The sequence below is a fragment of the Streptosporangium nanhuense genome (genome assembly GCF_059358815.1).
Map to the genome: position 1 here is coordinate 116,141 of NZ_JCADBG010000027.1, position 24,961 is coordinate 141,101.

18 protein-coding genes are annotated in these 24,961 nt (G+C 71.4%); 12 read left to right on the forward strand and 6 right to left on the reverse strand.

Translation table 11 applies throughout. The features are described from left to right. Positions 1-111 precede the first annotated feature (111 nt). On the forward strand, positions 112-1,794 hold the full coding sequence (locus tag AC5L38_RS37405; protein ID WP_495247540.1) for a serine/threonine-protein kinase: 1,683 nt from the start codon (positions 112-114) through the stop codon (positions 1,792-1,794). A 57-nt stretch (positions 1,795-1,851) separates the two neighbouring features. On the opposite strand, the gene AC5L38_RS37410 is transcribed toward AC5L38_RS37405, so the two are convergent. Beyond that, the gene (locus tag AC5L38_RS37410) at positions 1,852-2,958 is read right to left on the reverse strand and encodes a ricin-type beta-trefoil lectin domain protein (RefSeq protein ID WP_495247541.1); all 1,107 of its coding nucleotides are present in this window, start codon (positions 2,956-2,958) and stop codon (positions 1,852-1,854) included. Positions 2,959-3,422: 464 nt separating this feature from the next. Between AC5L38_RS37410 and AC5L38_RS37415 the strand changes: the two genes are divergently transcribed. Continuing rightward, positions 3,423-4,139, forward strand: a complete 717-nt coding sequence (locus AC5L38_RS37415) for a maleylpyruvate isomerase family mycothiol-dependent enzyme (RefSeq protein WP_495247542.1) — start codon at positions 3,423-3,425, stop codon at positions 4,137-4,139. Positions 4,140-4,176: 37 nt separating this feature from the next. Here AC5L38_RS37415 and AC5L38_RS37420 read toward each other — a convergent pair whose 3' ends face one another. The 4 genes from AC5L38_RS37420 to chvE form a co-directional block, all read right to left on the reverse strand. Continuing rightward, the gene (locus tag AC5L38_RS37420) at positions 4,177-5,244 is read right to left on the reverse strand and encodes a TerC family protein (protein ID WP_495247543.1); all 1,068 of its coding nucleotides are present in this window, start codon (positions 5,242-5,244) and stop codon (positions 4,177-4,179) included. Positions 5,245-5,406: 162 nt separating this feature from the next. Further along, a complete protein-coding gene (gene mmsB / locus AC5L38_RS37425; RefSeq protein WP_495247544.1) occupies positions 5,407-6,693 on the reverse strand; it encodes a multiple monosaccharide ABC transporter permease in 1,287 nt (428 codons plus the stop codon). Beyond that, positions 6,690-8,231 (reverse strand): multiple monosaccharide ABC transporter ATP-binding protein, encoded by a 1,542-nt coding sequence (gene mmsA / locus AC5L38_RS37430; protein WP_495247545.1) that lies wholly within the window; start codon positions 8,229-8,231, stop codon positions 6,690-6,692. The genes mmsB and mmsA overlap by 4 nt, the downstream gene beginning before the upstream one ends. 99 nt (positions 8,232-8,330) lie before the next feature. Continuing rightward, entirely contained in the window at positions 8,331-9,470 is a 1,140-nt protein-coding gene (chvE, locus tag AC5L38_RS37435; protein WP_495247546.1) for a multiple monosaccharide ABC transporter substrate-binding protein, read from the reverse strand. Between the two features lie 611 nt (positions 9,471-10,081). Here chvE and AC5L38_RS37440 point away from each other — a divergent pair. From AC5L38_RS37440 to araA, 4 genes are all read left to right on the forward strand, one after another. Next, positions 10,082-11,071, forward strand: a complete 990-nt coding sequence (locus tag AC5L38_RS37440) for a LacI family DNA-binding transcriptional regulator (RefSeq protein WP_389914435.1) — start codon at positions 10,082-10,084, stop codon at positions 11,069-11,071. A gap of 300 nt (positions 11,072-11,371) precedes the next feature. Continuing rightward, a complete protein-coding gene (gene araB / locus AC5L38_RS37445) occupies positions 11,372-13,087 on the forward strand; it encodes a ribulokinase (RefSeq protein WP_495247547.1) in 1,716 nt (571 codons plus the stop codon). Between the two features lie 91 nt (positions 13,088-13,178). Continuing rightward, positions 13,179-13,847 carry an L-ribulose-5-phosphate 4-epimerase gene (locus AC5L38_RS37450; RefSeq protein WP_495247548.1) on the forward strand — a complete coding sequence of 223 codons (669 nt, stop codon included), beginning with the start codon at positions 13,179-13,181 and terminating at the stop codon, positions 13,845-13,847. After that, a complete protein-coding gene (araA, locus tag AC5L38_RS37455) occupies positions 13,844-15,340 on the forward strand; it encodes an L-arabinose isomerase (protein WP_495247549.1) in 1,497 nt (498 codons plus the stop codon). The genes AC5L38_RS37450 and araA overlap by 4 nt, the downstream gene beginning before the upstream one ends. Positions 15,341-15,479: 139 nt before the next feature. Here araA and AC5L38_RS37460 read toward each other — a convergent pair whose 3' ends face one another. After that, positions 15,480-15,665 (reverse strand): hypothetical protein, encoded by a 186-nt coding sequence (locus AC5L38_RS37460; RefSeq protein WP_495247550.1) that lies wholly within the window; start codon positions 15,663-15,665, stop codon positions 15,480-15,482. A 1,086-nt stretch (positions 15,666-16,751) separates the two neighbouring features. Between AC5L38_RS37460 and AC5L38_RS37465 the strand changes: the two genes are divergently transcribed. From AC5L38_RS37465 to AC5L38_RS37490, 6 genes are all read left to right on the forward strand, one after another. Then, a complete protein-coding gene (locus AC5L38_RS37465) occupies positions 16,752-18,431 on the forward strand; it encodes an ABC transporter substrate-binding protein (RefSeq protein WP_495247551.1) in 1,680 nt (559 codons plus the stop codon). A gap of 3 nt (positions 18,432-18,434) precedes the next feature. Next, positions 18,435-19,445, forward strand: a complete 1,011-nt coding sequence (locus AC5L38_RS37470; protein ID WP_495247552.1) for an ABC transporter permease — start codon at positions 18,435-18,437, stop codon at positions 19,443-19,445. After that, positions 19,445-20,362, forward strand: a complete 918-nt coding sequence (locus AC5L38_RS37475) for an ABC transporter permease (RefSeq protein WP_495247553.1) — start codon at positions 19,445-19,447, stop codon at positions 20,360-20,362. Before AC5L38_RS37470 ends, AC5L38_RS37475 begins: the two co-directional genes overlap by 1 nt. Before the next feature lie 6 nt (positions 20,363-20,368). Further along, positions 20,369-22,513 (forward strand): ABC transporter ATP-binding protein, encoded by a 2,145-nt coding sequence (locus tag AC5L38_RS37480; protein WP_495247554.1) that lies wholly within the window; start codon positions 20,369-20,371, stop codon positions 22,511-22,513. A gap of 8 nt (positions 22,514-22,521) precedes the next feature. Further along, entirely contained in the window at positions 22,522-24,579 is a 2,058-nt protein-coding gene (locus AC5L38_RS37485) for a hydantoinase/oxoprolinase family protein (RefSeq protein WP_495247555.1), read from the forward strand. Then, on the forward strand, positions 24,576-24,961 hold a 386-nt coding region (locus tag AC5L38_RS37490; RefSeq protein WP_495247556.1), incomplete at its 3' end, for a hydantoinase B/oxoprolinase family protein. The genes AC5L38_RS37485 and AC5L38_RS37490, both read left to right, overlap by 4 nt.

A 24,961-nucleotide genomic window follows, 5' to 3' on the forward strand; every position in this document is an offset into this window, starting at 1 on the left:
GGCCGATCACGTCGTTCGCCGACGCGCCGCCGATCGCGTTCCCGCGGGGCGGAGAGTCCCCTCCTATAGTTGGGTGCCAATTGTCGGGCTCGGAATCGTTGGCGGGGGATCGTGGGGGATCGGGAGGGGGCGGCGACCGTGCTCGCCGGTCGGTACCGGCTGGACGAGCCGATCGGCCGTGGCGGTACGGGCGAGGTCTGGCGCGGTTACGACCTGCGGCCGGGCTGGGCGGTGGCGGTCAAGATCCTGTCGCCGGCGGTGGCCGACGCCGCGACGCGTGAGAGGTTCGCCCGGGAGGCCAGGACCGTCGCGCGTGTCGTCCATCCCAACGTGGTGACGGTGCTCGACATGGGCGAGCACGAGGGCCGGCCGTACCTGGTGATGGAGCTGCTGACCGGCCGGGACCTCGCCGCCGAGCTGGCCGGGCGGGGGCCGCTGGGCGTGTCCGAGACGTGCCACCTGATCGGGCAGGCGGCGTTCGGGCTGGACGCCGCGCACCGGGCCGGGATCGTGCACCGCGACGTCAAGCCCGCCAACCTGCACCTGGGCGCGGGCGGCGCGCTCAAGGTCCTCGACTTCGGTACGGCCAGGGTCGCGACCGAGGCCGCGATGCGGCTGACCTCGGCGGGAAGCGTCATCGGCACGGCCGCCTACCTGTCTCCCGAGCAGATCCTCGGCGAGCCGGGGGACGCGGCCTCCGACCTGTACGCGCTCGGCTGCGTCTGCTACGAGCTGCTGTGCGGGCGGCCCCCGTTCGTCGGACCGGCCACGGAGGTGATCTCCCAGCACGTCCACGACCGGCCGGCCCCGCTCAGGCGGTACCGGCCCGACGTTCCGGTGGAGCTGGAGCGGCTCGTCCTGGCCCTGCTGGAGAAGGATCCCGCCGCGCGGCCGGCCGGGGGAGAGGTGGTCCGCCAGGTCACCGCGACGGCCCGCCACACGTCGCCCGTCCGCGACACCGGCTCACCGGTCACCCCACCGTCGCCCGTCCGCGACACCGGATCGCCGGTCACCCCGCGGTCGCCCATCAACTCGCCGTCGCCCGTGCGCGACACCGCGCCGCCGGCACCTCCATCCCGCCCCCCGTTCCCGTACGACAACACCGTGTCGCCGACGGCCACGCTGGGACCGGTGCCCACGCCGGCGCCGGCGTCGGCGTCGGGGCCCCTGTCCGTGTCCGGTGTCCTCTCCGCGCTCACGCGCGGGCGGTCACCCGGACGGTCCGCCGCGATCGCGCTGGGTGCGGTCGCCGTACTGGTGGCGACCGCCGTCTGGGCGCTGGTGCCGTCGGATCCGGCGGGGCGGGTCACCACGGCGGCGCCGTCCGCGATCACGGCGGCGGCACCGTCCGGGACGCGGTCCCCGGTACGGCCGGTGTCGCCGTCACCCACTCCGGCCGCCTCGCGGAGCGCGTCCGCGGCGCCGTCCCCGGCACCGGTGCGGTCGTCGGCGGCACGGGGGTGGCAGGAGCTCCTGCCGGCCTTCCACCGGGCGGTCACCGACCAGGAGCGCCAAGGGAAGATCGACCAAAGGGTGGCCCGCAAGATCCGCGAGAGGATCGTCAAGGTGGCCCGGGACCTTCAGAGGGGCAGGGGCGAGAAGGCGAACGACGAGCTGCGCAAGCTCGGCCGGGACCTGTCGGAGGCGCGGCGGAGGGGCGGGCTCGCCTCCGACGGGCCGCTCATCGCCTTCCTGCGCGAGTCCGGCTTCGTCTTCCAGCCGGACGGCCGGGATCCGGGGTCCCGCCGTCAGCACCACAGGGACGGCGACGACGACGATGACGGTGACGACTGATCGGTGGCCCGTCCCGGGACGTCGACCGGGCGATCGTTGCCGGTGGGTGGGGGCGTGTCATCGCACGGACCAGCGTTGTGCCCCGGTGCCGTTGCACTCCCACAGCCGGACCAGCGTCCCGTTCGCGGTCCCGCTCGCCGCCACGTCGAGGCACTTGCCCGACCCGGCGCCCACGACGGTGCCGTTCGCGGTGAACGTGAACCTCTGCGCCGTCCCGCCGTTGCACGTCCAGATCTGCACCTTCGTGCCGTCGGCCGTGCCGTTGCCGTTCACGTCCAGGCAGCGGTTGCCGTAGACGCGCAGTTCGTCGCTCGCGGTGCGGGTCCAGCGCTGGTTGGTCCCGCCGTGACAGTCCCAGATGTGTATCTGCGCGCCGGGAGCGGTGCTGACCCCGGAGACGTCCATGCAGCGGTTCGACTGCGGGTTGGACAGCGAGACGGCGGTCCCGACCGGCGGGGCCGCCTGGGTGAGACTGCCGGGCACGGCCTGCAGCGCGGAGAACCAGCGCTCCGCCATCTTGGCGTAGCCGGTCGCGTTCGGGTGGAGGCCGTCGGCGAGGTCGGCGGTGGTGAAGCCGGAGTGCATGTCGACGAGGTGGGTCATCGGCCCCTTCTGCGAGACGACGCCGGGCAGGGCGGCGTTGAAGGCCTGGATCCGCGCCTCGATCGTGGGGTCGGCGGACGGCGTGATCCGCGCGACGAAGAGCTCGACCGCCGGCGCGTTGGCGCGGATCCTGTCGATGAGCGCGGACAGCCGGGCCGGTGCGCCCGCGACGTCGTAGTTCTGCGTCATGTCGTTGGTGCCGATGTGCAGCAGGACGGTGCGGGGGGCGAAGGCCTGCAGCCAGCCGACGATGTTCGTGTCGATCTGGTCGATCCGCCACCCCGAGTGGCCCTCGTGGTCGTGGTCACCGAGGGTGGACGGCCCGTTGAACCCGGACCCGACGAAGTCGACCGTGTACTGCCCGGTGACCAGCCGCTGCCACAGGTTGACGCGGTAGCCGCCGGGCACGTTGAACCCGTCGGTGATGGAGTCGCCGAGCGGCATGACCCGCACGCCGCCGTTCGACTCGGCCTGTGCCGGGGTGGTCGTCGCCGTCGTCAGGCCGGCGGCGAGGGCGAACCCGAGCACGGCGGCCCAGAAGCGCCTGGAGTTCCATCGCATGGCTGATCCTTTCGTCCGCACCGTCCCGGGGCGCGACCTCGGCAGGCCGCGTGGCCGGGAGAGGGCACCGTGGGGGTGGGTGCGTGGTTCAGGGGGGTGGAAAGGTCCGCTGCCTGCCGGCGCCGTCCGTGCAGGTTCGCGATCAGGGGCGGGTGCCGTGACTCATGAGGTGTCCCGGATCGCCGGGGCACCTCCCGGGGGCCGGATCGACGGTGTCGTTCGACGGTGCCCGCCGACGGCCGGTGCGGCCGGTGGGGGAAGACGCCATCGTGCCATTACTGCGACTCCAGGATGGGAACTGGTTACCGGACCAGACCAAACAAAGTGCGGCACAGTCATCAAAGATGAACGGATCTTCCGTGTCAACGTTGTCAGGGAGGCCGGTAAAGGCCTCCGGGCGGGGCGACGGACGCCGGGCTCACCGGCCGGGGAGATGTTCGCCGTTCTCCGGGTACGGCTGAGGCATGACCGACGAATCGAAGGATCTGCCGGCGGGCCTCGACCCGTTCGACCTGTTCGACGCCGAGGCGGAACGTCTCGACCGCTTCTTCCGGGGACTCGACGCGCAGGGCTGGGACCGTCCCTCACGGGCGGACGGCTGGTCGGTCCGGGACGTGCTCGGGCACCTGGCGGGGGAGGAGCTGTACAACCACGCCTGCCTGGACGACGACATCGACGGTTTCACCGCGATGCTCCGGCGCGAGGGGGTGGGCGGTGGCTTCGACGGTTTCAACGAGTGGTGCGTGCAGAGGCGCCGGGGCGTTCCGGTCGAGACGGTGCTCCAGGAGTGGCGGCGTGAGAACGGGGACACGCGCGAGCGGATGCGCGCCCTCGGTCGCGAGGCGTCGCTGCCGACCTTCGCCGGGCCGTACCCGGTGGGACTGCAGGCCTTCCACTACGCCTCCGAGTACGCCACCCACGCCGACGACGTCGGCGTGCCGGTCGCCGAGGACGAGGCGGAGGAGCGGGCCAGGTGGCGGGCCCGGGTGGGCGCGTTCGTGCTCGCCGAGCAGGACTCGAAGGTCCGGGCCGAGCTGACCGCCGACGGGGTACGGGTGCACGTGGACGGGACGAGCGAGCTGCTGCCGGTCCCGGTGTTCGTGGAGGCGACGGTCGGCCGCCTGCCCGACGACCATCCCCTCGACCGCGGGCTCAAGGCCGCCCTGCGATGCCTGGCCTGAGTTCGTTACGTTCGGGCTGAGCGGGCGACCCGCCCGCTCAGTCGTCGGTGGATCCCCGCCCGTCGGAACGGCCCTCCTGGCCGTGTCCCTGACCCTGTCCCCGGCCCCGCTTCCCGTCCTTGCGGCGCATCCGGTGCAGGGTGCCCGCGTGGGCGCGCTCCTCCGGGTGGCTGCGCACCCGCCGCAGGCTGGTGATGACCGTGACCAGCAGGACCAGGAAGATCACTCCGAGGGAGACCGGGGTCGGGACCTCGGGGAAGGACTTCGAGACGTCCTCGTGCAGGAACGACAGGATGAGCTTGAGGCCGATGAAGCCGAGGATGACCGCCAGGCCGATCGACAGGTAGACCAGGCGTTCGAGCAGGCCCTCGATCAGGAAGTACAGGGCGCGCAGTCCCAGCAGCGCGAAGGCGTTGGCGGCGAAGACGATGAGCGGGTGCTTGGTGACGCCGAAGACGGCGGGGATGGAGTCGAGGGCGAACAGCAGGTCGGTGCTCCCGATGGCGAGGAAGACCACGAACAGCGGGGTGACCACCCGCTTGCCGTCCTCGCGGGCGATGAGCTTGCCGCCGTGCATGTCGTCGCTGACCGGCAGCACCTTGCCCGCGCGCCGGATCAGCGGGTTGTTCTCGACGTCGGGGTCCTGGTTCCGGTGCCGGACGAGCTGGATCGCCGTCCAGATCAGCAGCAGGCCGAAGATCAGGAACGTGAAGGAGAAGAGGGCGATCGCCGCCGCGCCGACCCCGATGAGGATGGCGCGCAGCACCAGGGCGGTGGCGATGCCGAAGAGCAGCACCTTCTGCTGGTGCTCCTCGGGCACCGAGAACCGCGCCATGATGATGACGAAGACGAAGAGGTTGTCGACGGAGAGGCTCTTCTCCACCATCCACCCGGCGAAGTACTCCGTCGCCAGGCCCGACCCGGCCAGCCACCACAGGACCAGGCCGAAGGCGATGGCCACGCCGATGTAGAAGACCGTCCAGGCGGTGGCCTCGCGCATGCCCACCTTGTGCGGCCGGCGCGCCGCCACCACGAAGTCGAGGGTGAGCAGCACCACCACCAGTGCGATGACCGCGATCCACATGCCCACCGAGTCGATCGCCATCCGTGTCCCCTCTTACCTGCCGAGATCACTCGCTTACCCCGGCCGGGGACCTCCACACCCCGTGACCACCGAAGGGGCCCGGTGGCCACAGACGGGTCCGCCCCCTGGCCGCCGGGGTGTCCGGCGGGCAGGGGGCGGATGGGACGAAGCGAATGGAACGGGTCAGCGTGTCGCGCCCGAGCGGCGCTTGGTCCACACGTCGAGGGCCACCGCGGCGAGCAGGACCAGGCCCTTGAAGAGCAGGACCTGCTCGCTGGGCGCGCCGATCAGGGACATGCCGTTGTTGATCACGGCCATGATGAGGCCACCGGTGAGCGCGCCGACCACCTTGCCCACGCCACCCTGGACGGCGGCGCCGCCGATGAACGCGGCCGCGATGGCGTCCAGCTCGAAGCTGTTTCCCGCCGTCGGCCCCGCCTGGTTCAGCCGCCCGGCGAAGATGATCCCGGCGACCGCGGCGAGCACGCCCATGTTGACGAAGAGCCAGAACGTGACGGACTTGACCTTGATGCCCGACAGGCTCGCCGCGTGCAGGTTGCCGCCGATGGCGTAGATGTGGCGGCCGAAGACGGCGCGGTTGGTCATGAGCGTGTAGCCCAGGACGAGGATCGCGAGGAGCACCAGCACCCAGGGCAGGTTCTTGAACCTGGCCAGCTGCACGATGATGACCATCACCACCGCGGCGGCGGCGCCGATCTTCAGGAAGAACAGGGGCAGCGCGTCGACCTTCTGCCGGTAGCCCAGCCGCGCCTGGCGGGCCCGCCACTGGGTGCCGGCGATCCCGGCCACCGCGGCCAGGCCGATGAGCAGCGTCAGCACGTCGGCGCCGCCGAGCGGGCCGAGACCGATGTTGCCGAAGAAGCCGGGCACGAAGCCGTTGGCGATGGTCCGTACCTCGTCGGGGAAGGGGCCGATGCCCTGGTTGCCGAGCACGGTCAGGGTGAGCGCCCTGAAGATCAGCATTCCGGCGAGCGTCACGATGAACGCCGGGATGCCGAAGTAGGCGATCCAGTAGCCCTGCCAGGCCCCGATCAGCGCGCCGACGACCAGCGTGATGAGGAGGGCCAGTGGCCAGGCCACATCCATGTCGACCATCAGCACGGCCGCGATCGCTCCCGTGACCGCGACCACCGAGCCCACCGACAGGTCGATGTGCCCGGCGATGATGATCAGGATCATCCCGATCGCCAGGATCAGGATGTAGGAGTTCTGCACCATGATGTTGGAGATGTTCTGCGGGCTGAGCAGCCGGCCGTCCGTCAGGACGGAGAACAGCACGATGACCAGCGCGAAGGCGATGTAGATGCCGCTCTGCCGCAGGTTGAAGGAGAAACGGCCTCCCGGTGCCTTCGCGGGCACCGCCAGGAGGTCGCCGCCGCCCGGTGGCGGTGCTCCGGTCTTTCCTGCGGGTTCGGCGACTCCGTGCGCCGGGACCTGGCCGCTGCTCATCGTGCTCCCTGCTCCTTTTCCTTGGTCATGAACTGCATGAGCCGCTCCGGGGTGGCCTCCGACCGGGAGACCTCACCGGTGATGCGACCGGCCGACATGGCGTAGATGCGGTCGCAGACGCCGAGCAGCTCGGGAAGCTCCGAGGAGATGACCAAGATGGCCTTGCCCTGGTCGGCGAGCTGATTGATGATCGAGTAGATCTCGTACTTGGCACCCACGTCGATGCCCCGGGTGGGCTCGTCGAGGATCAGCACGTCCGCGTCGGTGAAGATCCACTTCGACAGCACCACCTTCTGCTGGTTGCCGCCGCTGAGCTTCCCGGTGACCGACAGCACGCTGGGAGCCTTGATGTTCATGCTCTCGCGGAAGCCGTCGGCGACCTGGTACTCCTTGTTGTCGTCGACCCAGCCGCGCTTCGCCAGCTTCCTCAGCGCCGCGGCCGAGACGTTCCGCTTGATGTCCTCGATCAGGTTGAGCCCGTAGCGCTTGCGGTCCTCGGTGGCGTACGCGAGCCCGTGGCCGATCGCCTCGCCGACCGTGCGGAGCTGGATCTCCCGCCCGTCCTTGTAGACGCGGCCGGAGATGCCGACCCCGTAGCTGCGGCCGAACACGCTCATCGCCAGCTCGGTGCGCCCGGCGCCCATCAGGCCGGCCAAGCCGACGATCTCGCCGCGGCGCAGCGTCAGGCTGGCACCGGAGACGACGACGCGGCCGTGCTGGCTGGGGCTGTGCACGGTCCAGTCCTCGATCCGCAGCGCCTCCTCGCCGATCTTCGGCTCGTGCGGCGGGAACCGGTTCTCGAGGTCGCGGCCGACCATGCCCGAGATGATGCGGTCCTCGGAGACCTGGTCGTTCCTCATGTCCAGGGTCTCGATCGTCCGGCCGTCGCGCAGGATCGTGGTCGAGTCGGCGATGGCCCGGATCTCGTTCAGCTTGTGGGAGATGATCACCGAGGTGATGCCCTCGTCGCGCAGCCCGCGCAGCAGGTCGAGCAGGTGCGCGGAGTCCTCGTCGTTGAGCGACGCGGTCGGCTCGTCGAGGATGAGCAGCTTGACCTTCTTGGAGAGGGCCTTGGCGATCTCCACCAGCTGCTGCTTGCCGACCCCGATGTCCATCGAGGCCGTCACCGGGTTCTCCCGCAGCCCGACCCGCTCCAGCAGCTCGGCGGCCTCGGCGTTCGTCCGGTTCCAGTCGATCAGGCCGCGGGTGGTCCGCTCGTTGCCGAGGAAGATGTTCTCGGCGATCGACAGGTACGGGCTGAGCGCCAGCTCCTGGTGAATGATCACGATGCCGCGCTTCTCGCTGTCCCTGATGTCGGAGAAGCGGCACGGCTCGCCGTCGAAGACGATCTCGCCCTCGTACGAGCCGTGGGGGTACACGCCGGACAGGACCTTCATCAGCGTCGACTTGCCGGCGCCGTTCTCCCCGCAGATCGCGTGTATCTCGCCTCGCCGTACCACCAGGTTGACGTCCTGCAGGGCTTTGACGCCCGGGAACGTCTTGGTGATGCCGCGCATCTGAAGTATGTCGTCGGTCATGCCGTCCGCCTCCGCACTGCCTTCCCGCTCCGTGGCACCCGGCCGGCGGCGGTGGGGAGCGCCGCCGGCCGGGTGTCGTCCGTCATGACACCGATACAGCTACTTGAGCTGGTCCTCGGTGTAGTAGCCGGAGTCGACGAGGACCTTCTTGTAGTTGTCCTTGTACACGATCACGGGGTCGAGAAGGTTCGACGGGACGACCTTGTTGCCGTTGTCGTAGTCCTCGGTGTTGTTCACCTCGGGCTTGCCGCCCTTGAGCACGGCGTCGGCCATCTCGACGGTGACGGCGGCCAGCTGGCGGGTGTCCTTGTAGATCGTCGCGTACTGCTCGCCCGCGATGATCGACTTAACCGAGGCGACCTCGCCGTCCTGGCCGGTGACGACCGGGTAGGGCTGGTCGGAGGTGCCGTAGCCGCTGCTCTTCAGCGCCGACAGGATGCCGATGGACAGGCCGTCGTACGGGGAGAGCACGCCCTGGACCTTGGTGTCACCGGAGTAGGCCTTGGTGATCAGGTCCTCCATGCGCTTCTGCGCGGTGGCGGGGTCCCAGCGCAGGATCGCGACGGTCTTGAAGTCGGTCTCGCCGCTCTTGACGACCAGGGTCTTGTTGTCGATGTACGGCTTCAGGGTCTCCATCGCGCCGTTGTAGAAGAAGGTGGCGTTGTTGTCGTCCGGGGAGCCGGCGAAGATCTCGACGTTGAACGGGCCCTTGGCGTCGCCGTCGGAGCCGTCCTCCTTCTTCAGCCCCAGGCCGACCAGCAGCGAGGTCGCCTGCTGCACGCCCACCTTGAAGTTGTCGAAGGTGGCGTAGTAGTCGACGTTCGGCGAGTTGCGGATGAGCCGGTCGTAGGCGATGACCGGGATCTTCTTGTCGGCCGCCTCCTGCAGCTGCGTGGTGATGGCGGTGCCGTCGATCGAGGCGATGATCAGCAGCTTGGCGCCACTGGTGATCTGGTTCTCGATCTGGTTGACCTGGGTGGGGATGTCGTTCTCCGCGTACTGCAGGTCGACCTTGTAGCCCAGCTTCTCCAGGGCGCCCTTGACGTTGTTGCCGTCGTGGATCCACCGCTCGGAGGACTTGGTGGGCATGGTGACGCCGACGAGGGTGTCGGCGGGCGCCGCGGAGGCCGCCCCCGACGACGCGCCCTGGTCGACGGTCTTGACGCTGGAGCCACAGGCCGTCACTCCCATGGCGAGAGCCAGGCCCACCGCGGCGGTGGCCAGCTTCGCGAACTTCATCGAATACCTCCTGTGTGGGAGCCCGTCCCGGCCCAGGGGTGGGCCGGGACAGCGGTGGGACGCGGTGCGTCCCGGGAGTAGCGGGTGCCGTGGCGGCGCGTCCGGGACTGTGGCGTGCCACTGCCGGGGCGCGCCCTGTCCGGTCCGCGCCCACGGCGACGCCGGAGAGGGCCGGGACGCGGCCCGCTCCGGAGTCCGTGAGCGTTGTGGTGAACGGGTCCGTGAGCGTCTTCGCGGACCTCGTCGCGAGCATCGTCCTGATCGCCGTTGCGAGCGCTCACATCAGCGGCGTCAGACCACGTGGTGGTTCGTCCGGCTGTGTGACGAGCTATCAAATGCCCGGGTCGGCCGACTGTCAACCCCCGGGCGGCCAGGACTTCTGGCACCATGGAGACCTTCTCGCAGGAGATGTGAGCGCTAACAAGAGAGTACGCGCCAGTTAAGGGCGTGATGACGGCAACGTCAAGTAGGCGTTAACAGATGATCTCTGAGTAATCAGAACGTAATCTCGGGGGTGCTTGACGCGAGGCATTGTTAGCGCTCACAGTCTGTCCCAAGCCGTCCTGAAGGAGTCGCCCGTGAGCCCGAGCCTCGAACGACGTCCGCCGGTCATGGCGGATGTCGCCACGAAGGCCGGTGTGTCGCACCAGACGGTCTCGCGCGTGCTCAACGATCACCCCAACGTCCGCGCCGAGACCCGCGCCCGGGTGCTGGAGGCGATCAACGAGCTGGGCTACCGGCGCAACATGGTCGCCCGCGCCCTGGTCACGAGACACACGCGCACCCTCGGGGTGGTCAGCTTCGACACGACCCTGTACGGGCCCGCGAGCACGGTCTACGGGATCGAGCAGGCGGCCAGGGCGGCAGGATACTTCGTCAGCATGGTCAGCCTCAAGACCATCGACACCGCCGGCGTGCGCGACGCGCTCGGCTATCTGGCCGAGCAGGCAGTCGACGGCATAGTGGTGGTCGCGCCGCAGCGCTCCGCCGCCCCCGCGCTGGCCGACGTGCCCACCGACATCCCCGTGGTGGCCGTCGAGGGCAGCCACTCCGGAGACGTGTCGGTGGTCAGCGTCGACCAGATCGAGGGCGCCCGCCTGGCCACCCGCCACCTGCTCGACCTCGGCCACGAGACCGTCTGGCACGTCGCCGGCCCCTCGGACTGGCTGGAGGCCGACGGGCGGATCGAGGGCTGGCGCGAGGTGCTGACCGCCGCGGGCCGCCCGGTCCCCGAGCTGCTGTCGGGCGACTGGAGCCCGCGCTCCGGCTACGAGGCCGGGCTGCGCCTGGCGGCGACGCCGGGGGTCACCGCGGTGTTCGTCGCCAACGACCAGATGGCGCTCGGGGCGCTGCGGGCCTTCGCCGAGCTGGGCGTGCGGGTGCCCGAGCAGCTCAGCATCGTGGGGTTCGACGACATCCCCGAGTCCGAGTTCTTCACCCCGCCGCTCACCACGATCAGGCAGGACTTCGGGGCGGTCGGGAAATACAGCATCGAGGTCCTGCTCAGGCAGATGGAGGCGGGAGCGGAATGGTCCCACGAGCGACACGTCGTCCCGCCGCGGTTCGTGGCCAGGGCCAGCACCGCGCCGTTCCGCGCCTAGGTCCGCGTATCTTGGTCCCGCGTGCCGCGGCTTCGCGTTCGAGGCCGTTCACCGTGGCCCCGCGTGCCGCGGCTTCGCGTTCGAGGCCGCTCGCCGTGGTCCCGCGTGCCATGGTCCCGTGTGGCGTTGCTTCGCGCCCGGGTCCGCGTACCGTGGTGTCGTGCCCGAGGTCGCGCCCGGGTCCGGACGCCGTCCCCGGTCCGGGTCCGCGACGTCCCGGCGCGCCGTACCGCGCCTGAACCCCGCGGATCCCGCGCGGTCGCCCGTGCCGGACTCCCCCGCCGAGGTCCCAACGTCCCGATGTCCCGATGTCCTGGAGATGATGTGAACGCTAACAACGATCGTTACGTGGTCGGTGTCGACTTCGGTACGCTGTCGGGCCGCGCCGTGGTGGTCCGGGTGAGCGACGGTGCCGAGGTGGGCGCCGCCGTGCACGAGTACGCCCACCGGGTGATCGAGGACCGGCTGCCGGGCATCGCCGTGCGACTGGGCCCCGACTGGGCGCTGCAGTCGCCGGAGGACTGGCGCGAGGTGCTGCGCCAGGCGGTGCCCAAGGCGGTGGCGGCGGCCGGGATCTCCCCGTCGAAGGTCATCGGACTGGGAACCGACTTCACCGCCTGCACCGTGCTGCCCGCCACCGCCGGCGGCGTCCCGCTGTGCGAGGTCGACGGGCTCGCCGACCGCCCGCACGCGTGGCCGAAGCTGTGGAAGCACCACTCGGCGCAGCCGCACGCCGACCGGATCAACGCCGTCGCCGCCCGCAGGGGAGAGGCGTGGCTGCCCCGCTACGGCGGGAAGATCTCCTCGGAGTGGGCGTTCGCCAAGGGCCTGCAGGTGCTGGAGGAGGACCGGGAGGTCTACGACCGCGCGGAGCGCTGGATCGAGGCCGCCGACTGGATCGTCTGGCAGCTCACCGGCGTGGAGACGCGCAACGTGTGCACGGCCGGGTACAAGGCCATCCGCCAGGACGGCCACTACCCCTCCGAGGAGTTCCTCACCGAGCTCAACCCCGCCTTCGGCGGCTTCACCGCCAAGCTCGGCGGGGAGCCGTCCCCCCTGGGCGGCCTCGCCGGACGGCTGGACGCCCGCGCCGCCGAGTGGACGAAGCTGCCGGAGGGCATCGCGATCTCGATCGGCAACGTCGACGCCCACGTCACGGCCGCCGCCGCCGACGCCGTTCGGCCCGGCCAGATGGTCGCCATCATGGGCACCTCCACCTGCCACGTCATGTCCTCCGACGCCCTGGCCGAGGTGCCCGGCATGTGCGGCGTGGTGCGCGACGGCATCGTGCCCGGCCTGTGGGGGTACGAGGCGGGCCAGTCGGGCGTCGGCGACATCTTCGGGTGGTTCGTCGAGACCTCGGTGCCCGGCTCCTACGAGCGCGAGGCGCAGGAGCGCGGGCTCACGGTGCACGAGCTCCTCACCGAGCGCGCCGCCGCGCAGCGGGTCGGGCAGCACGGCCTGGTGGCGCTCGACTGGCACAACGGCAACCGCTCGGTGCTGGTCGACCACAACCTCTCCGCCGTGGTCGTCGGCCAGACGCTCGCGACGCGCCCCGAGGACACCTACCGGGCGCTGATCGAGGCCACCGCGTTCGGCGCCCGCACGATCGTGGAGACCTTCGAGGGCTCCGGGGTGCCCGTGACCGAGTTCGTCGCCGCCGGGGGCCTGATCAAGAACCGTTTCCTGATGCAGGTCTACGCGGACGTGCTGCGCCGCCCGATCTCGGTGATCGGCTCCGAGCAGGGGTGCGCCCTGGGATCGGCCATCCACGCCGCGGTCGCCGCCGGGGCCTACCCCGACATCACCTCCGCCTCGGCCGCGATGGGCGGGCGCGGCGAGGCCGCCTACATCCCCGACGGCGGGCGCGCGGACGCCTACGACCGGCTGTACGCCGAGTACCGCCGCCTGCACGACCACTTCGCCGGCGGGGAGATGCTGCACGGCCTGCGCGCCCTGCGCAACGAGGCCGGCGAGAACGACAAGAGCACGTCGACGAACGAGGAGGACGCGTGACCGGGCGCGAGGAACACCTGATCGGGCGAGGGCTGCCCCCGACCCCGCGTGCGGCCGGGCATCCGGGCTCGTACGGGACGGGGGCGGCCCGATGAGCGCCGTCGTCAGGAAGCTGCGGGAGACGGTCTCCGCGCTCCACCAGGAACTGGTCCGCTACAACCTCGTCGCCTGGACGGCGGGGAACGTCTCCGGCCGGGTCCCCGGCGAGGACCTCTTCGTCATCAAGCCGTCCGGGGTGATGTACGAGGACCTGACCCCGGAGTCGATCGTGGTGTGCGACCTGGACGGCGAGCTGGTCGAGGGCGAGCTGGCCCCCTCCAGCGACACCGCTGCGCACGCGTACGTCTACCGGATGATGCCGCAGGTGGGCGGCGTGGTGCACACCCACTCCACGTACGCCTCCGCCTGGGCGGCGCGCGGCGAGGCCATCCCGTGCGTGCTGACGGCGATGGCCGACGAGTTCGGCGGCGAGATCCCGGTGGGGCCGTTCGCGCTGATCGGCGGGGACGACATCGGCAAGGGGATCGTCGCCACCCTGGAGGGCCACCGCTCCCCGGCGGTCCTGATGCGCAACCACGGCGTCTTCACCATCGGCGCGGACGCCCGCGCGGCGGTCAAGGCGGCGGTGATGTGCGAGGACGTCGCGCGCACCGTGCACGCCGCCTGCCTGCTGGGCGATCCGGTGCCCATCGAGCAGTCCGACATCGACAGTTTGTACAACCGCTACCAGAACGTCTACGGGCAAAGGAGTCCGCGGTGACCCTCCACGAGCGTGAGATCTGGTTTCTCACCGGAAGTCAGGGCCTGTACGGCGAGGACACGCTCGCCCAGGTGGCGGAGCAGTCCCGGAGGATCGCCGAGCAGCTCGACGAGGCGCTGGCGTTCCGGGTGGTGTGGAAGCCCGTGCTCACCGACGCCGGCGCGATCCGCCGGCTCTGCCTGGAGGCCAACGCCTCGGACGCCTGCGTCGGGGTGATCGCCTGGATGCACACCTTCTCCCCGGCCAAGATGTGGATCGCCGGGCTGGACGCGCTGCGCACGCCGCTGCTGCACCTGCACACCCAGGCCAACGTGGAGCTGCCGTGGAGCTCCATCGACATGGACTTCATGAACCTCAACCAGGCCGCGCACGGCGACCGCGAGTTCGGCTACATCCAGTCCCGGCTGGGCGTCGCGCGCAAGACCGTCGCCGGGCACGTGAGCGACCCCGCGGTGGCGGCGCGCGTCGGCGCGTGGGCGCGGGCCGCGGCCGGGCGCGCGGAGGTGGGCTCGCTGCGGCTGGCCCGCTTCGGTGACAACATGCGCGACGTGGCGGTCACCGAGGGCGACAAGGTGGAGGCGCAGCTGCGCTTCGGCGTCTCGGTCAACACCTACGGCGTCAACGACCTGGTCGCCGCCGTCGACGCCGCGACGGACGCCGACGTGGACGTCCTGACCACCGAGTACGAGGACACCTACAAGCTCGCCCCCGAGCTGCGCGCCGGAGGCGAGCGCCACGACTCGCTGCGCTACGCCGCCCGCATCGAGCTGGGGCTGCGTCACTTCCTCACCGAGGGGGACTTCGGCGCGTTCACCACCAACTTCGAGGACCTGGGCGGGCTGCGGCAGCTGCCGGGGCTGGCGGTGCAGCGTCTGATGGCCGACGGCTACGGCTTCGGCGGCGAGGGCGACTGGAAGACCTCGGTGATGGTCCGCACCCTGAAGGTGATGGCGGCCGGTCTTCCCGGAGGCACCTCCTTCATGGAGGACTACACCTACCACCTGGCCCCCGGCCAGGAGGTCATCCTGGGCGCGCACATGCTGGAGGTCTGCCCGACGATCGCCGCCGGGGTGCCCTCGTGCGAGATCCACCCGCTGAGCATCGGCGGGCGCGAGGACCCGGTCCGGCTGGTCTTCGACGCGGAGCCGGGACCGGCCGTGGTGGTCGGCCTGTCCGACATGGGGGACCGGTTCAGGCTGGTGGCCAACGAGATCGACGTGGTCACCCCCGCCGAGCCGCTGCCCAGCCTGCCCGTCGCCCGCGCGGTCTGGAGGCCCCGCCCGAACCTGAGCACCTCCGCCGAGGCGTGGCTCACCGCCGGAGGCCCGCACCACACCGTCCTGTCGTCGGCCCTCGGCACCGAGGAGCTCACCGACCTCTCCGAGATGCTCGGGGTCGAGCTCCTGGTCATCGACGCGGACACCACTCCCCGCCAGTTCGCCAAGGAGATCCGCTGGAACCAGGCCTACTACCACCTGGCGCGCGGCTTCTGATCCGGGCGTTCCCGGCTGTTCCCACCGGCTTCCGGTGCCCCGCCGCTCGGAGGGGTGCCGGAAGCCGTTTCGTACGCCGGGGGTGCCGGAAGCCGTTTCGCACGCCGGGGGTGCCGGGGGCCGGGTGAACATCGGGGCACTACGGACGGAGCCGGTGGCCGTCGTCCAGCAGGCGGGAGAGCACGCTGAGGGTGGCCGCGCCCGCCGCGACGCCGCTGAGCAGGGAGAGCGGCCAGGCGGTCCCGGCCATCAGGGCGAGCGCGCAGGCCAGCGTCGCGATCACGGCCGCGGCGGTCACGACGAGCAGGACAGGTACGGAGAACATCGGCTCACTCCCGCAGGGAATGCCACCGGGGTCCCGGCGGCACCGTGGTCGAGAACCGGCTCCGGTCGAACCCGTACTCGCCCTGATATGTCCTGCCCATCCTGAGGGCGATAATCATGAACCGGGCGTGCCGTGGCGGTCAATGGGAGAGCGGGCCCGGCCGGTTCCCGACCGGCGCCGGGAAAACGGGGTCGGCCGGCCCGTGACCGGTGGCGGAGGAGTGCGATCGGCCGGTTCGCGGCGGGTGGTGGGGGAGCGGGTCCGGCCGGTCGGTGGAGAGGCGGCGGACGCAGGCTGGACGCGGTCCTTCCCATGAGCCGCCGGGAGCGCGCGGTCCCGGCCCGCGCGGTCGCGACGGATCATGAAAGCCCCTGTCGACCGTTCCCCCACCGCTCGCCGGCGCTCGCGCGCCGTCCCCCGGCCCCACCTGGGCCCGCCCCGGTTCGTCCCGAGGTCGGCACCGGACCCGCCCCTCACCGCCGCTCCGGCTCCCCAGCCCGCGGCCCCTGGCCCCCGCCGTGGACACCCGGCCCTTTTCCCACCCATGGCCATGAGCGAGAAAAGGGCCCGCGCCGCAGCACGTGGTGCCCTGTCGAAACTATGGCAACGGGCGCGCGACGCGGTTGCCCGCCGGCGCACGGTCCTTGCCCGTCCGCGCACGATCGGCCCGGCACCCGTTTGGCCCGATACCCGTTCGGCACGGCACCCGTTCGGCCCGCCGCTCGCGAGGCCCGGCACCCGTTCGGCCCGGCACCCGTTCGGCACGGCACCCGTTCGGCCCGCCGCTCGCGAGGTCCGCCCTCCGGGGGCGGGGACCCGGTGTGCCAGGCTCTGCCGGGAGGGTAGGAAGCGCTGGTCACAGCTGGGCGTCGTTCGTGTGAAATTCAGTGAACATGGTCCCTCTGTGCGATCTTTCGCGCCTGCCATTTCCTTCCTGAGCATGGGTTTTATGCGTGAACAAGCGTTGGTCTCTTGTTCACCAAACTCAGGTCTGATAGAACAAACGGCACATGTAGGTCGGGTGGGCGTCAGTACGGCGATCCGCCCGCCTCGCGGCCTATCCCTCATGGCCCCTGGAGGACTGCGATGCCCGGTTTCCCTCACCCCCACGGTCCGGTGTCCCCCGCGCTGTCCCGTCGCTCGATCCTGCAACTCGGGGGTGGGGTCGCCCTCCTCTTCGCGACCGGGTGTGCCGCGGGCACCAAGGCGGGCGACCCCGGCACCCCGGCGGCGAGCGCGGCCCCCGGCGGGAGCGGCGCCCCGGCCGCCTCGGCGCTGCGGATCGCGGTGGGCAGCTACCTGAGCAGCTGGGACCAGGACTTCGTCGGGTTCGACCTGACCGCGCTGATGCTCTACAAGAACGTCTTCCCCTACATGGTCGACTACGGGGTCACCTCGGTCGGCGACGGCCAGATCCTCGACACCGAGGCCATCGCCCCCACCTTCGCCGAGTCCTTCGAGCCCGACGCCGACAACAAGGTCTGGACCCTCAAGCTGCGCAAGGGCGTGAAGTTCGCCAGCGGCAACGAGATGACCGCCAAGGACGTCAAGTGGTCCAAGGACCGGGCCTTCGCCGCGAAGGCCAACGTCGCCGGGATCTACCGGCTGATCGGGCTCACCGAGGCCGACCAGGTCAAGGTGGTCGACGACCACACCGTGACGTTCACCCAGGCGTTCCCCAGCGCCCTCACCCGGCAGATCCAGGCCATCTCGCTGTACGTCTTCGACTCCGAGGAGGCCAAGAAGCACGCCACCGCCGACGACCCCTGGGCCAAGGAGTGGTTCGCCAAGAACCCCCCGAGCGGCGGCTACTTCAACGTGGGCAAGGCGGTCCAGGGCCAGGAGATCGTGCTCACCGCCAACACCGGCTATCCCGGCCCCGACGGCGCCAAAAGCCCCGAGATCAGGCTCACCGTGGTGCCCGCCGCCGCCAACCAGCGCCTCCAGCTGCAGAACGGCGACATCGACATCGCCTTCGGGATCGGCCAGCGCGACATCAAGGACCTCAAGACCACCCAGGGCATCAAGGTCATCTCCGCGCCGAGCAACAACCAGGTCGCCATCCAGATGTCGGTGACCACCGCGCCCTTCGACGACCCCGCCGTTCGCAAGGCGCTCGCCCAGGCCGTCCCGTACGAGCAGATCATCGCCAACGTCTACGGCGGCGACGCGCGGCCCGCCAAGAGTGTCGTCCCGCTGGACATGCCGGGCTACTCCGAGACCGGCTACCCCTACACCTACGACGTCGCCAAGGCGAAGGAGACGCTGGCCGGGGCGGGCAAGACCTCGATCACCTCGGAGCTGGTCTTCCAGACCGACAGCGAGGAGCAGCAGCAGATCGCCGTCATCGTGCAGAGCGAGGCCAGGAAGGCGGGCATCGAGCTGAAGCTCACCCCGCTCGACCCCGCCACGCTCGCCGAGCGCAGGGAGAAGAAGAACATCCCGCTGCAGATCACCGTGGGCCAGCTCTGGGTCAACGACGTGGAGTACATGCTGGGGACCAGCTTCACCAAGGGCGCCAGCCTCAACTACTCCAACTACGTCAACGACGAGATCGAGAAGATCTTCGAGGACTCCCACACCGTCGTCGACGAGGCCGAGCGCGCCAAGCTCTGGCTGCGCGTGCAGGAGATCCTGGCCGGGGACGTGCCGTGGGTCGTCGTCTGCCAGCCCAACTTCAACCTCCCGGTCAGGGAGGAGGTGGCGGGCTGGGTCCAGCCGATGGACGGTCTGGCCCGGCTGCGCTACCTGAGCGTCGCCAAGTAATCCATGCGCATCCTCCGGTTCCTCCTCAGACGGCTGCTCCAGCTCGTCCCGGTGCTCCTCGGGGTGGTCGTCCTGACCTTCCTCCTCGTCAGGGTCCTGCCGGGCGACCCGATCCGCACCATCCTCGGCCCCAACGCCACGGAGGCCGACGCCGCCGCGGCGCGGGCCAGGTTCGGGCTGGACCAGCCGCTGTGGCGGCAGTTCCTCGACTACGTCGGGGGACTGTTCACCGGTGACTTCGGCACCTCCATCCAGAGCGGTGCCTCCGTGGGCTCGGAGATGGCCGTGCGCGTCGGGCCGACCATGGAGCTCGTGGTGATCGCGCTGACCGTGGCGCTGGTGCTGGCCACGGTGCTCGGCATCTGGTCGGCCCGGAACGCGGGCCGGTTCGGCGACCACACCGTCCGCGTCGCGGCACTCGTCGGCAACTCGGTGCCGGAGTTCTGGCTCGGCCTGGTGCTGGTCCTGGTCGGCTACAGCGTGCTGGGCTGGTTCCCCGCGCCCAGCGGCCGGGTGGACCCCGACACCGATCTCAGCCTGATCACCGGCGCCGACCTGCTCGACGCGGCGCTGACGGCCAACGGCCCCGCGTTCGTCTCCGCGCTGGAGCACCTCGTGCTGCCGGTGGCCACGCTCGTCATCGTCATCGTCGCGCCGCTGCTGCGCAGCGTCCGGGCCTCCGCGCTGGAGGTGCTCGCCTCCGAGGCGTACACGGCCGCCGCCGCGCACGGGCTCGGGAACCGGCTGCTGCTCCACGGCTATCTGGTACGGGCCGCGCTGGTGCGCCTTCCCGCGCTGGCGGCCCTGGTGTTCGGCTTCTCCATCGGCTCGACCGTCCTCGTGGAGTACGTCTTCTCCTGGCAGGGCTTCGGGCAGTGGGCGCTGCGCGGCCTGCTCTACCGGGACTACCCGGTGGTGCAGGCGTCGGTGCTCGTGATCGCGCTGTTCTACGTGGTGGTGTTCCTCGTCGCCGACGTCGTCCACGCGGTCCTCGACCCGAGAGTGAGGATCTGATGCCGGACGCCGACCACGCCCCCGAGGCCGGACGCGTTCCCGAAACCGGGACCGGGACCGGACGCGCTCCCAAGACGAAACGCGTCAAAGAGGCCGGTGGGGACCGGCGCTTCGCGTCGTCCCTGATCACGGCCGGTTCCGTGATCCTGGCGCTGGTCGCCGTGGCGGTCGTGTTCGCGCCGCTGCTGACCGCGTGGGGCCCCGAGGAGATCGACCCCCTCGCGTCCCTCGCCCCGCCGGGCGGCGCCCACCTCCTGGGCACCGACCTCAACGGCATGGACGTGTGGAGCCGGGTCCTGCACGCCGCCAGGCTCGACGTCGGCATCGCGGTCGTCGCGGTCGCCCTGGCCGTGGTCGCGGGGAGTCTCGTCGGCCTGGTCGCCGGATACCGGGGCGGCTGGCCGGACGACGTGCTGATGCGGGTGCTCGACGTCTTCCAGGCGTTCCCCACCTTCATCCTGGCCCTGGCGGTGGCCGCGCTGCTCGGCGGCGGGACCGCCAACCTGGTCGCGGTGATCGCGCTGGTGAACGCGCCCGCGTACGCCCGGCTGGTGCGGGCCGAGGTGCGCTCCATCAGGGAACTGCCCTTCGTGGAGGCCTCCCGCACCTCCGGCGCCTCCTTCTGGGGGGTGCTCTGGCGGCACGTACTGCCCAACAGCCTGACCCCGGTGCGTGTCATCGCCCCGCTGAACTGCGGCTGGGCGATGCTCACGCTGGCCGGGCTGTCCTTCCTCGGGCTCGGCGTGCCGGTGCCCACCGCCGAGTGGGGCGCGATGATCAGCCTCGGCACCGGGGACGTCGTCGCCGGCCGGTGGTGGACCTCGGTGCCTCCCGGCCTCTTGCTGCTGATCTGTGTCCTGGGCTTCAGCCTCCTCGGCGAGGGCCTGCAGGAACGCGCCGACTCCACGAGGAGGTGACGGACGATGACCCTCCTGTCGATCGAGGACCTCTCCGTCGTGATCGACCGTCCCGGACGCCGGGTGGCCGCGCTGAGCGGGGTGAACCTGAGCGTCGAGCCCGGCGAGGTGGTCGGCCTGGTCGGTGAGAGCGGCGGCGGCAAGAGCATGGTGGCCCGCTCGATCGTGGGCCTGCTGCCCGGCGGCTCCCGTACGAGCGGGCGGGTCCTGTTCGACGGCGCCGACGTGCTCACGATGGGCGCCGCCGAGCTGGAGTCCTTCCGGGGGCACGGCGCCGCGATCTGCTTCCAGAACCCGCGCGGCGCGCTCAGCCCCACCAGGACCGTCGGCCGCCAGCTCGTCGACCGGCTGGTCACCCACCGGGGCCTGGCCGCCGCCCCCGCCAGGGAGGTCGCCGCCGAGCTGTTCGAGTCGGTCGGCATCCGCAGCCCGAGGCGACGGCTGGACGCCTACCCGCACGAGCTCTCCGGCGGCATGGCGCAGCGCGTCATGATCTCGCTGGCCACCGGGTGCGCCCCGGGCCTGCTGATCGCCGACGAGCCCACCACCGGGCTGGACGTGACCCTCACCAGGGAGATCCTCAACCGCTTCCGGCTCGCCGCGAACGCCGAGCGGCGCGGTGTCCTGCTGATCTCCCACGACCTCGCCTCCATCGCGGAGGTCTGCGACCGCGTCGTGGTGCTCTACGCGGGGACGGTGGTGGAGAGCGGTCCCGGGCCGCAGGTCCTCGACGAGCCCGCCCACCCCTACACGCGGGCACTGCTGCGCTCGGTGCCCGACATCGACGGGCGCCCGGTGGTCGCCACCCCCGGCGCGATGCCGCTGCCGGTGGAGGCGCCGTCCTCCTGCCCGTTCGCGCCGCGCTGCGCGCACGCGACGGAGCTGTGCACGACGGAGCTGCCGCTCGCCGTGGACCTGGCCTCCGACTGGAGCGCCGCCTGCTTCCACCCCCGCTCCGGGCCCCTCACCGATCCCGTCGCCTTCACCGAGACCGAGGCCAAGACCGACGCCGAGACCGACGCCGAGACCCGGACCTCGCCCGCCCGTACGGAGGCGTCGCCCGCGCGTACGACGGCCCCGTCCGGCGCGTGGACGCTCCCGGAGGTGAAGCCGGTCTCCGGAAGAGGCACGGTCTCCGGGAAGGGGACGGTCTCGGGGAGAGGCACGGTCTCCGGGAAGGGGAGCGGCGGGGAGGTGCTGCGCGTCGAGGACGCGCACGTCCTCTACCGGGCACGCTTCGGCGGCGGGGGCCACCACGCCCTGCGCGGGGTGAGCCTCGGCGTCGCCGCGGGCGAGACCCTGGGCATCGTCGGGGAGAGCGGCTGCGGCAAGAGCACGCTGGCCAGGCTGATGCTCGGGCTGGTGGCGCCCTCCTCCGGGAGGGTCGAGGTGGCCGGGCGGGTCCTGTCCGAGCTGCGCGGCCGGGAGCTGCGCCGTCTGCGTACCCGTGCCCAGCTGGTCTTCCAGGACCCCGTGGGGTCGCTCAGCCCCCGGCGGACCGTGGCGGACGCGATCGGCGAGCCGCTGCGCGCCGCCGGGGTGCCCGCCGCAGGGCGGGCCTCGCGCGTCGCCCGCGTCCTGGAGCGCATGGAGCTGGACCCGTCGATCCTGGGGCGGCGCCCGCACGAGCTGTCCGGCGGGCAGGCGCAGCGCGTCGGCATCGCCCGCGCGCTCGTCGGCGACCCCGACCTGATCGTCTTCGACGAGCCGACCTCGGCGCTCGACGTCACCGTGCAGGCGCAGATCCTGAAGGTGATCGCCGAGGTGAGCGGCGACCGCTCGCGCGGCACGGTCTTCATCTCCCACGACCTGGCCACCGTCCGGGGGTTCTGCGACCGCGTCGCGGTCCTCTACCTGGGGCGGATCGTCGAGGAGGGGCCGGTGGAGCAGGTCTTCGGCAACCCCCTGCACCCCTACACCCGGGCGCTGCTGGCCGGGGCCCCCAGCCTCGGCGCCGGGTACGGCGGCCCGCGGGTCGAGCTGACCAGGGACCTGGAGGAGGCGGACGCCGCCGAGGGGTGCGCCCTCGCGCCGCGCTGCCCCTTCGCGACCGGCGAGTGCCGGGAGCGGGAGCAGGAACTCCGCCCGTACGACGCGAGCCTGGTCGCCTGCCACCGCGCCGCCGAGATCCCCGCGCTGATCGAAAGGTGACACCCGCAATGCCCGACCCCAAGCACCTCCGGCTGGCCGTCGACATCGGCGGCACCTTCGTCGACGCGATGGAGCTGGACACGCGCACCCACCGGGTGCGCTTCAGGAAGGCCTCGACCACCCCGGCCCGTCCCTGGGAGGGCGTGCTCGACGCGGTCGCCGCGCTCGGCACCGACCTGTCGGAGGTGGAGCTGTTCATCCACGGCACCACCCTCGGCCTCAACGCCGTCCTGGAGCGGCGCGGCGAGCCCACCGGGATCGTCACCAACGACGGCTTCCGCGACATCTTCCTGATCGGCAGGGGCAACGTGCCCGCCGACCACATGTACGACTTCCAGTACGAGCGGCCCGAGAGTCTCGTGCGGCGCCGCCACACCGCCGGGGTACGGGGGCGGCTCGACCACCGGGGCCGGGTGGTCGAGGAGCTCGACGCCGCCGGTGTCAGGGAGGCCGCCCGCGTCCTGGTCGAGGAGCGGGGCGTGGTGTCGATCGCCGTCTGCTTCCTGCACTCCTTCCTCGACCCCTCCCACGAGCGGGAGGCCGCCCGGATCATCCGCGAGGCGTACCCGGAGGTGACGGTCTCGGTCTCCACCGACATCGTCAGGGAGTACCGCGAGTACGAGCGGACCAGCACCACCGTCCTCGACGCCTACATCCGGCCGATCTTCGAGAGGTACGTGGACCGGCTGGAGAGCGGGCTGGCCGAGCGCGGCTTCGACGGACGATTCCTGATCATGCGGTCCGGCGGCGGTTCCATGACGTCGGCCGTTGCCAAGACCTCCCCGACGCACACCGTGCTGTCGGGCCCGGCGGGCGGCATCGTGGGCGCGGCGCACATCGCCGCCGCCCTCGGTCGCCGGGACCTTCTGACCTTCGACATCGGCGGTACCTCCCTGGACGCGTGCGTGATCGAGCACGGGTCCCCGGTGGCCGCCTACGAGGCGCAGCTGGAGCACTTCCCGCTGCTGATCCCCACGTACGACATCCGCACGATCGGTGCCGGAGGGGGCTCGATCGCGTGGCTGGAGCGGGGATTGCTGAAGGTGGGGCCGCAGAGCGCGGGTGCCGACCCCGGCCCGGTGTGTTACGGCCGGGGCGGCACCCGCCCCACTGTCACGGACGCGGCGGTCGTCCTCGGCTACGTGGACCCGGAACGCTTCCTGGCCGGGACCATGGAGCTGCGGGCCGACGCCGCCCGCGCCGCGCTCGACGAGCAGGTGGCCGGGCCCCTCGGGCTCAGCCCGGAGGCCGCGGCGGCGGGCGTCTTCGACGTGCTGCTCGCCAAAACCGTCGGGGCCGTCCGGCAGATCACGGTCGAGCGGGGACACGACCCCCGGGGCTTCTCGCTGCTCGCGTTCGGCGGGGCCGGGCCGCTGCTCGCCCCGCTGCTCGCGGCGGAGATGGGCATCGGCGAGGTCATCGTGCCGTTCGCGCCGTCGGGCTTCTCCGCCTGGGGCATGCTCAGCGCCGACATCGTCGACGACTTCTCCCGCACGGTGATGGCCACCCTGGACGACGCCGACCTCGACGGGCTGGAGACGGTGTTCAAGGGGGTCGAGGCCGAGGCGGTCGCCTCCCTGGAGGCGCAGCGGGTCCCGGCCGGCCGGATGGTCCTTGAGCGCCAGTTCGAGCTGCGCTACCTGGGCCAGGAGCACTCGCTCATCGTCACCGCGGGCCGCGACCTCGACCGGGACGCGATCAGGCGGGCGTTCGAGGAGACCCACGAGGCGCGGTACGGGCACGCGATGGACAACCGGGTGCAGATCCTCAACCTGCGGGTGCGCGGCATCGGCCGTACCGACAGGCCCGAGCTGGTGACGCGCCCGCCGGGCGACGGCGACGCGGGCCGGGCACTGCTCTCTCGCAGGGACGCGTACGACTTCGGCACCCGAGCCACGGCCTCGTTCGCCGTCTACGACCGCGCGCTGCTGGAGCCGGGCGACACGTTCGACGGGCCCGCCCTGGTCGACGAGGGCACCTCGACCACCGTGGTCCCCTCGGGCCGGCGCGTCGAGGTCGAGGAGCACGGCTATCTGCTGGTACGGCTTGTGGAGGCGGCGTCATGACGGAGCGGCAGGACGGCACACGGCAGGACGCGGCGGGGCAGGACGCGGCGGGGCAGGACGGCGCCCGGTTGGACGGCGCCCGGTTGGACGGCGCGACCGCCGAGGTGGTGCGCAGCTACCTGCTCGCGGCGGCGGAGGAGATGCGGGCCACGCTGATCCGCACATCGTTCAACCCGGTCATCTACGAGGTCCACGACTTCGGCATGTCGATGTACGACGCGGACCTGCGGCTGATCGCCGAGGCCACCGGGCTCACCTTCTTCCTCGGCGCAAACGACTTCTCGCTGCGCAAGGGTGTGGAGTATGTGGGGCGGGAGAATCTGCGTCCGGGTGATGTGGTGTTGCTGAATTATCCGTATTGGAACGCGGCGCATTCGTATGA

What these genes read in the sequence shown, in the direction of transcription:
- AC5L38_RS37410 (WP_495247541.1), bottom strand. Translation starts at nt 2,958, where the DNA reads ATGCGATGGAACTCCAGGCGCTTCTGGGCCGCCGTGCTCGGGTTCGCC.
- AC5L38_RS37415 (WP_495247542.1), top strand. Translation starts at nt 3,423, where the DNA reads ATGACCGACGAATCGAAGGATCTGCCGGCGGGCCTCGACCCGTTCGAC.
- AC5L38_RS37420 (WP_495247543.1), bottom strand. Translation starts at nt 5,244, where the DNA reads ATGGCGATCGACTCGGTGGGCATGTGGATCGCGGTCATCGCACTGGTG.
- mmsB (WP_495247544.1), bottom strand. Translation starts at nt 6,693, where the DNA reads ATGAGCAGCGGCCAGGTCCCGGCGCACGGAGTCGCCGAACCCGCAGGA.
- mmsA (WP_495247545.1), bottom strand. Translation starts at nt 8,231, where the DNA reads ATGACCGACGACATACTTCAGATGCGCGGCATCACCAAGACGTTCCCG.
- chvE (WP_495247546.1), bottom strand. Translation starts at nt 9,470, where the DNA reads ATGAAGTTCGCGAAGCTGGCCACCGCCGCGGTGGGCCTGGCTCTCGCC.
- AC5L38_RS37440 (WP_389914435.1), top strand. Translation starts at nt 10,082, where the DNA reads ATGGCGGATGTCGCCACGAAGGCCGGTGTGTCGCACCAGACGGTCTCG.
- araB (WP_495247547.1), top strand. Translation starts at nt 11,372, where the DNA reads ATGTCCCGATGTCCTGGAGATGATGTGAACGCTAACAACGATCGTTAC.
- AC5L38_RS37450 (WP_495247548.1), top strand. Translation starts at nt 13,179, where the DNA reads ATGAGCGCCGTCGTCAGGAAGCTGCGGGAGACGGTCTCCGCGCTCCAC.
- AC5L38_RS37460 (WP_495247550.1), bottom strand. Translation starts at nt 15,665, where the DNA reads ATGTTCTCCGTACCTGTCCTGCTCGTCGTGACCGCCGCGGCCGTGATC.
- AC5L38_RS37465 (WP_495247551.1), top strand. Translation starts at nt 16,752, where the DNA reads ATGCCCGGTTTCCCTCACCCCCACGGTCCGGTGTCCCCCGCGCTGTCC.
- AC5L38_RS37470 (WP_495247552.1), top strand. Translation starts at nt 18,435, where the DNA reads ATGCGCATCCTCCGGTTCCTCCTCAGACGGCTGCTCCAGCTCGTCCCG.
- AC5L38_RS37475 (WP_495247553.1), top strand. Translation starts at nt 19,445, where the DNA reads ATGCCGGACGCCGACCACGCCCCCGAGGCCGGACGCGTTCCCGAAACC.
- AC5L38_RS37480 (WP_495247554.1), top strand. Translation starts at nt 20,369, where the DNA reads ATGACCCTCCTGTCGATCGAGGACCTCTCCGTCGTGATCGACCGTCCC.
- AC5L38_RS37485 (WP_495247555.1), top strand. Translation starts at nt 22,522, where the DNA reads ATGCCCGACCCCAAGCACCTCCGGCTGGCCGTCGACATCGGCGGCACC.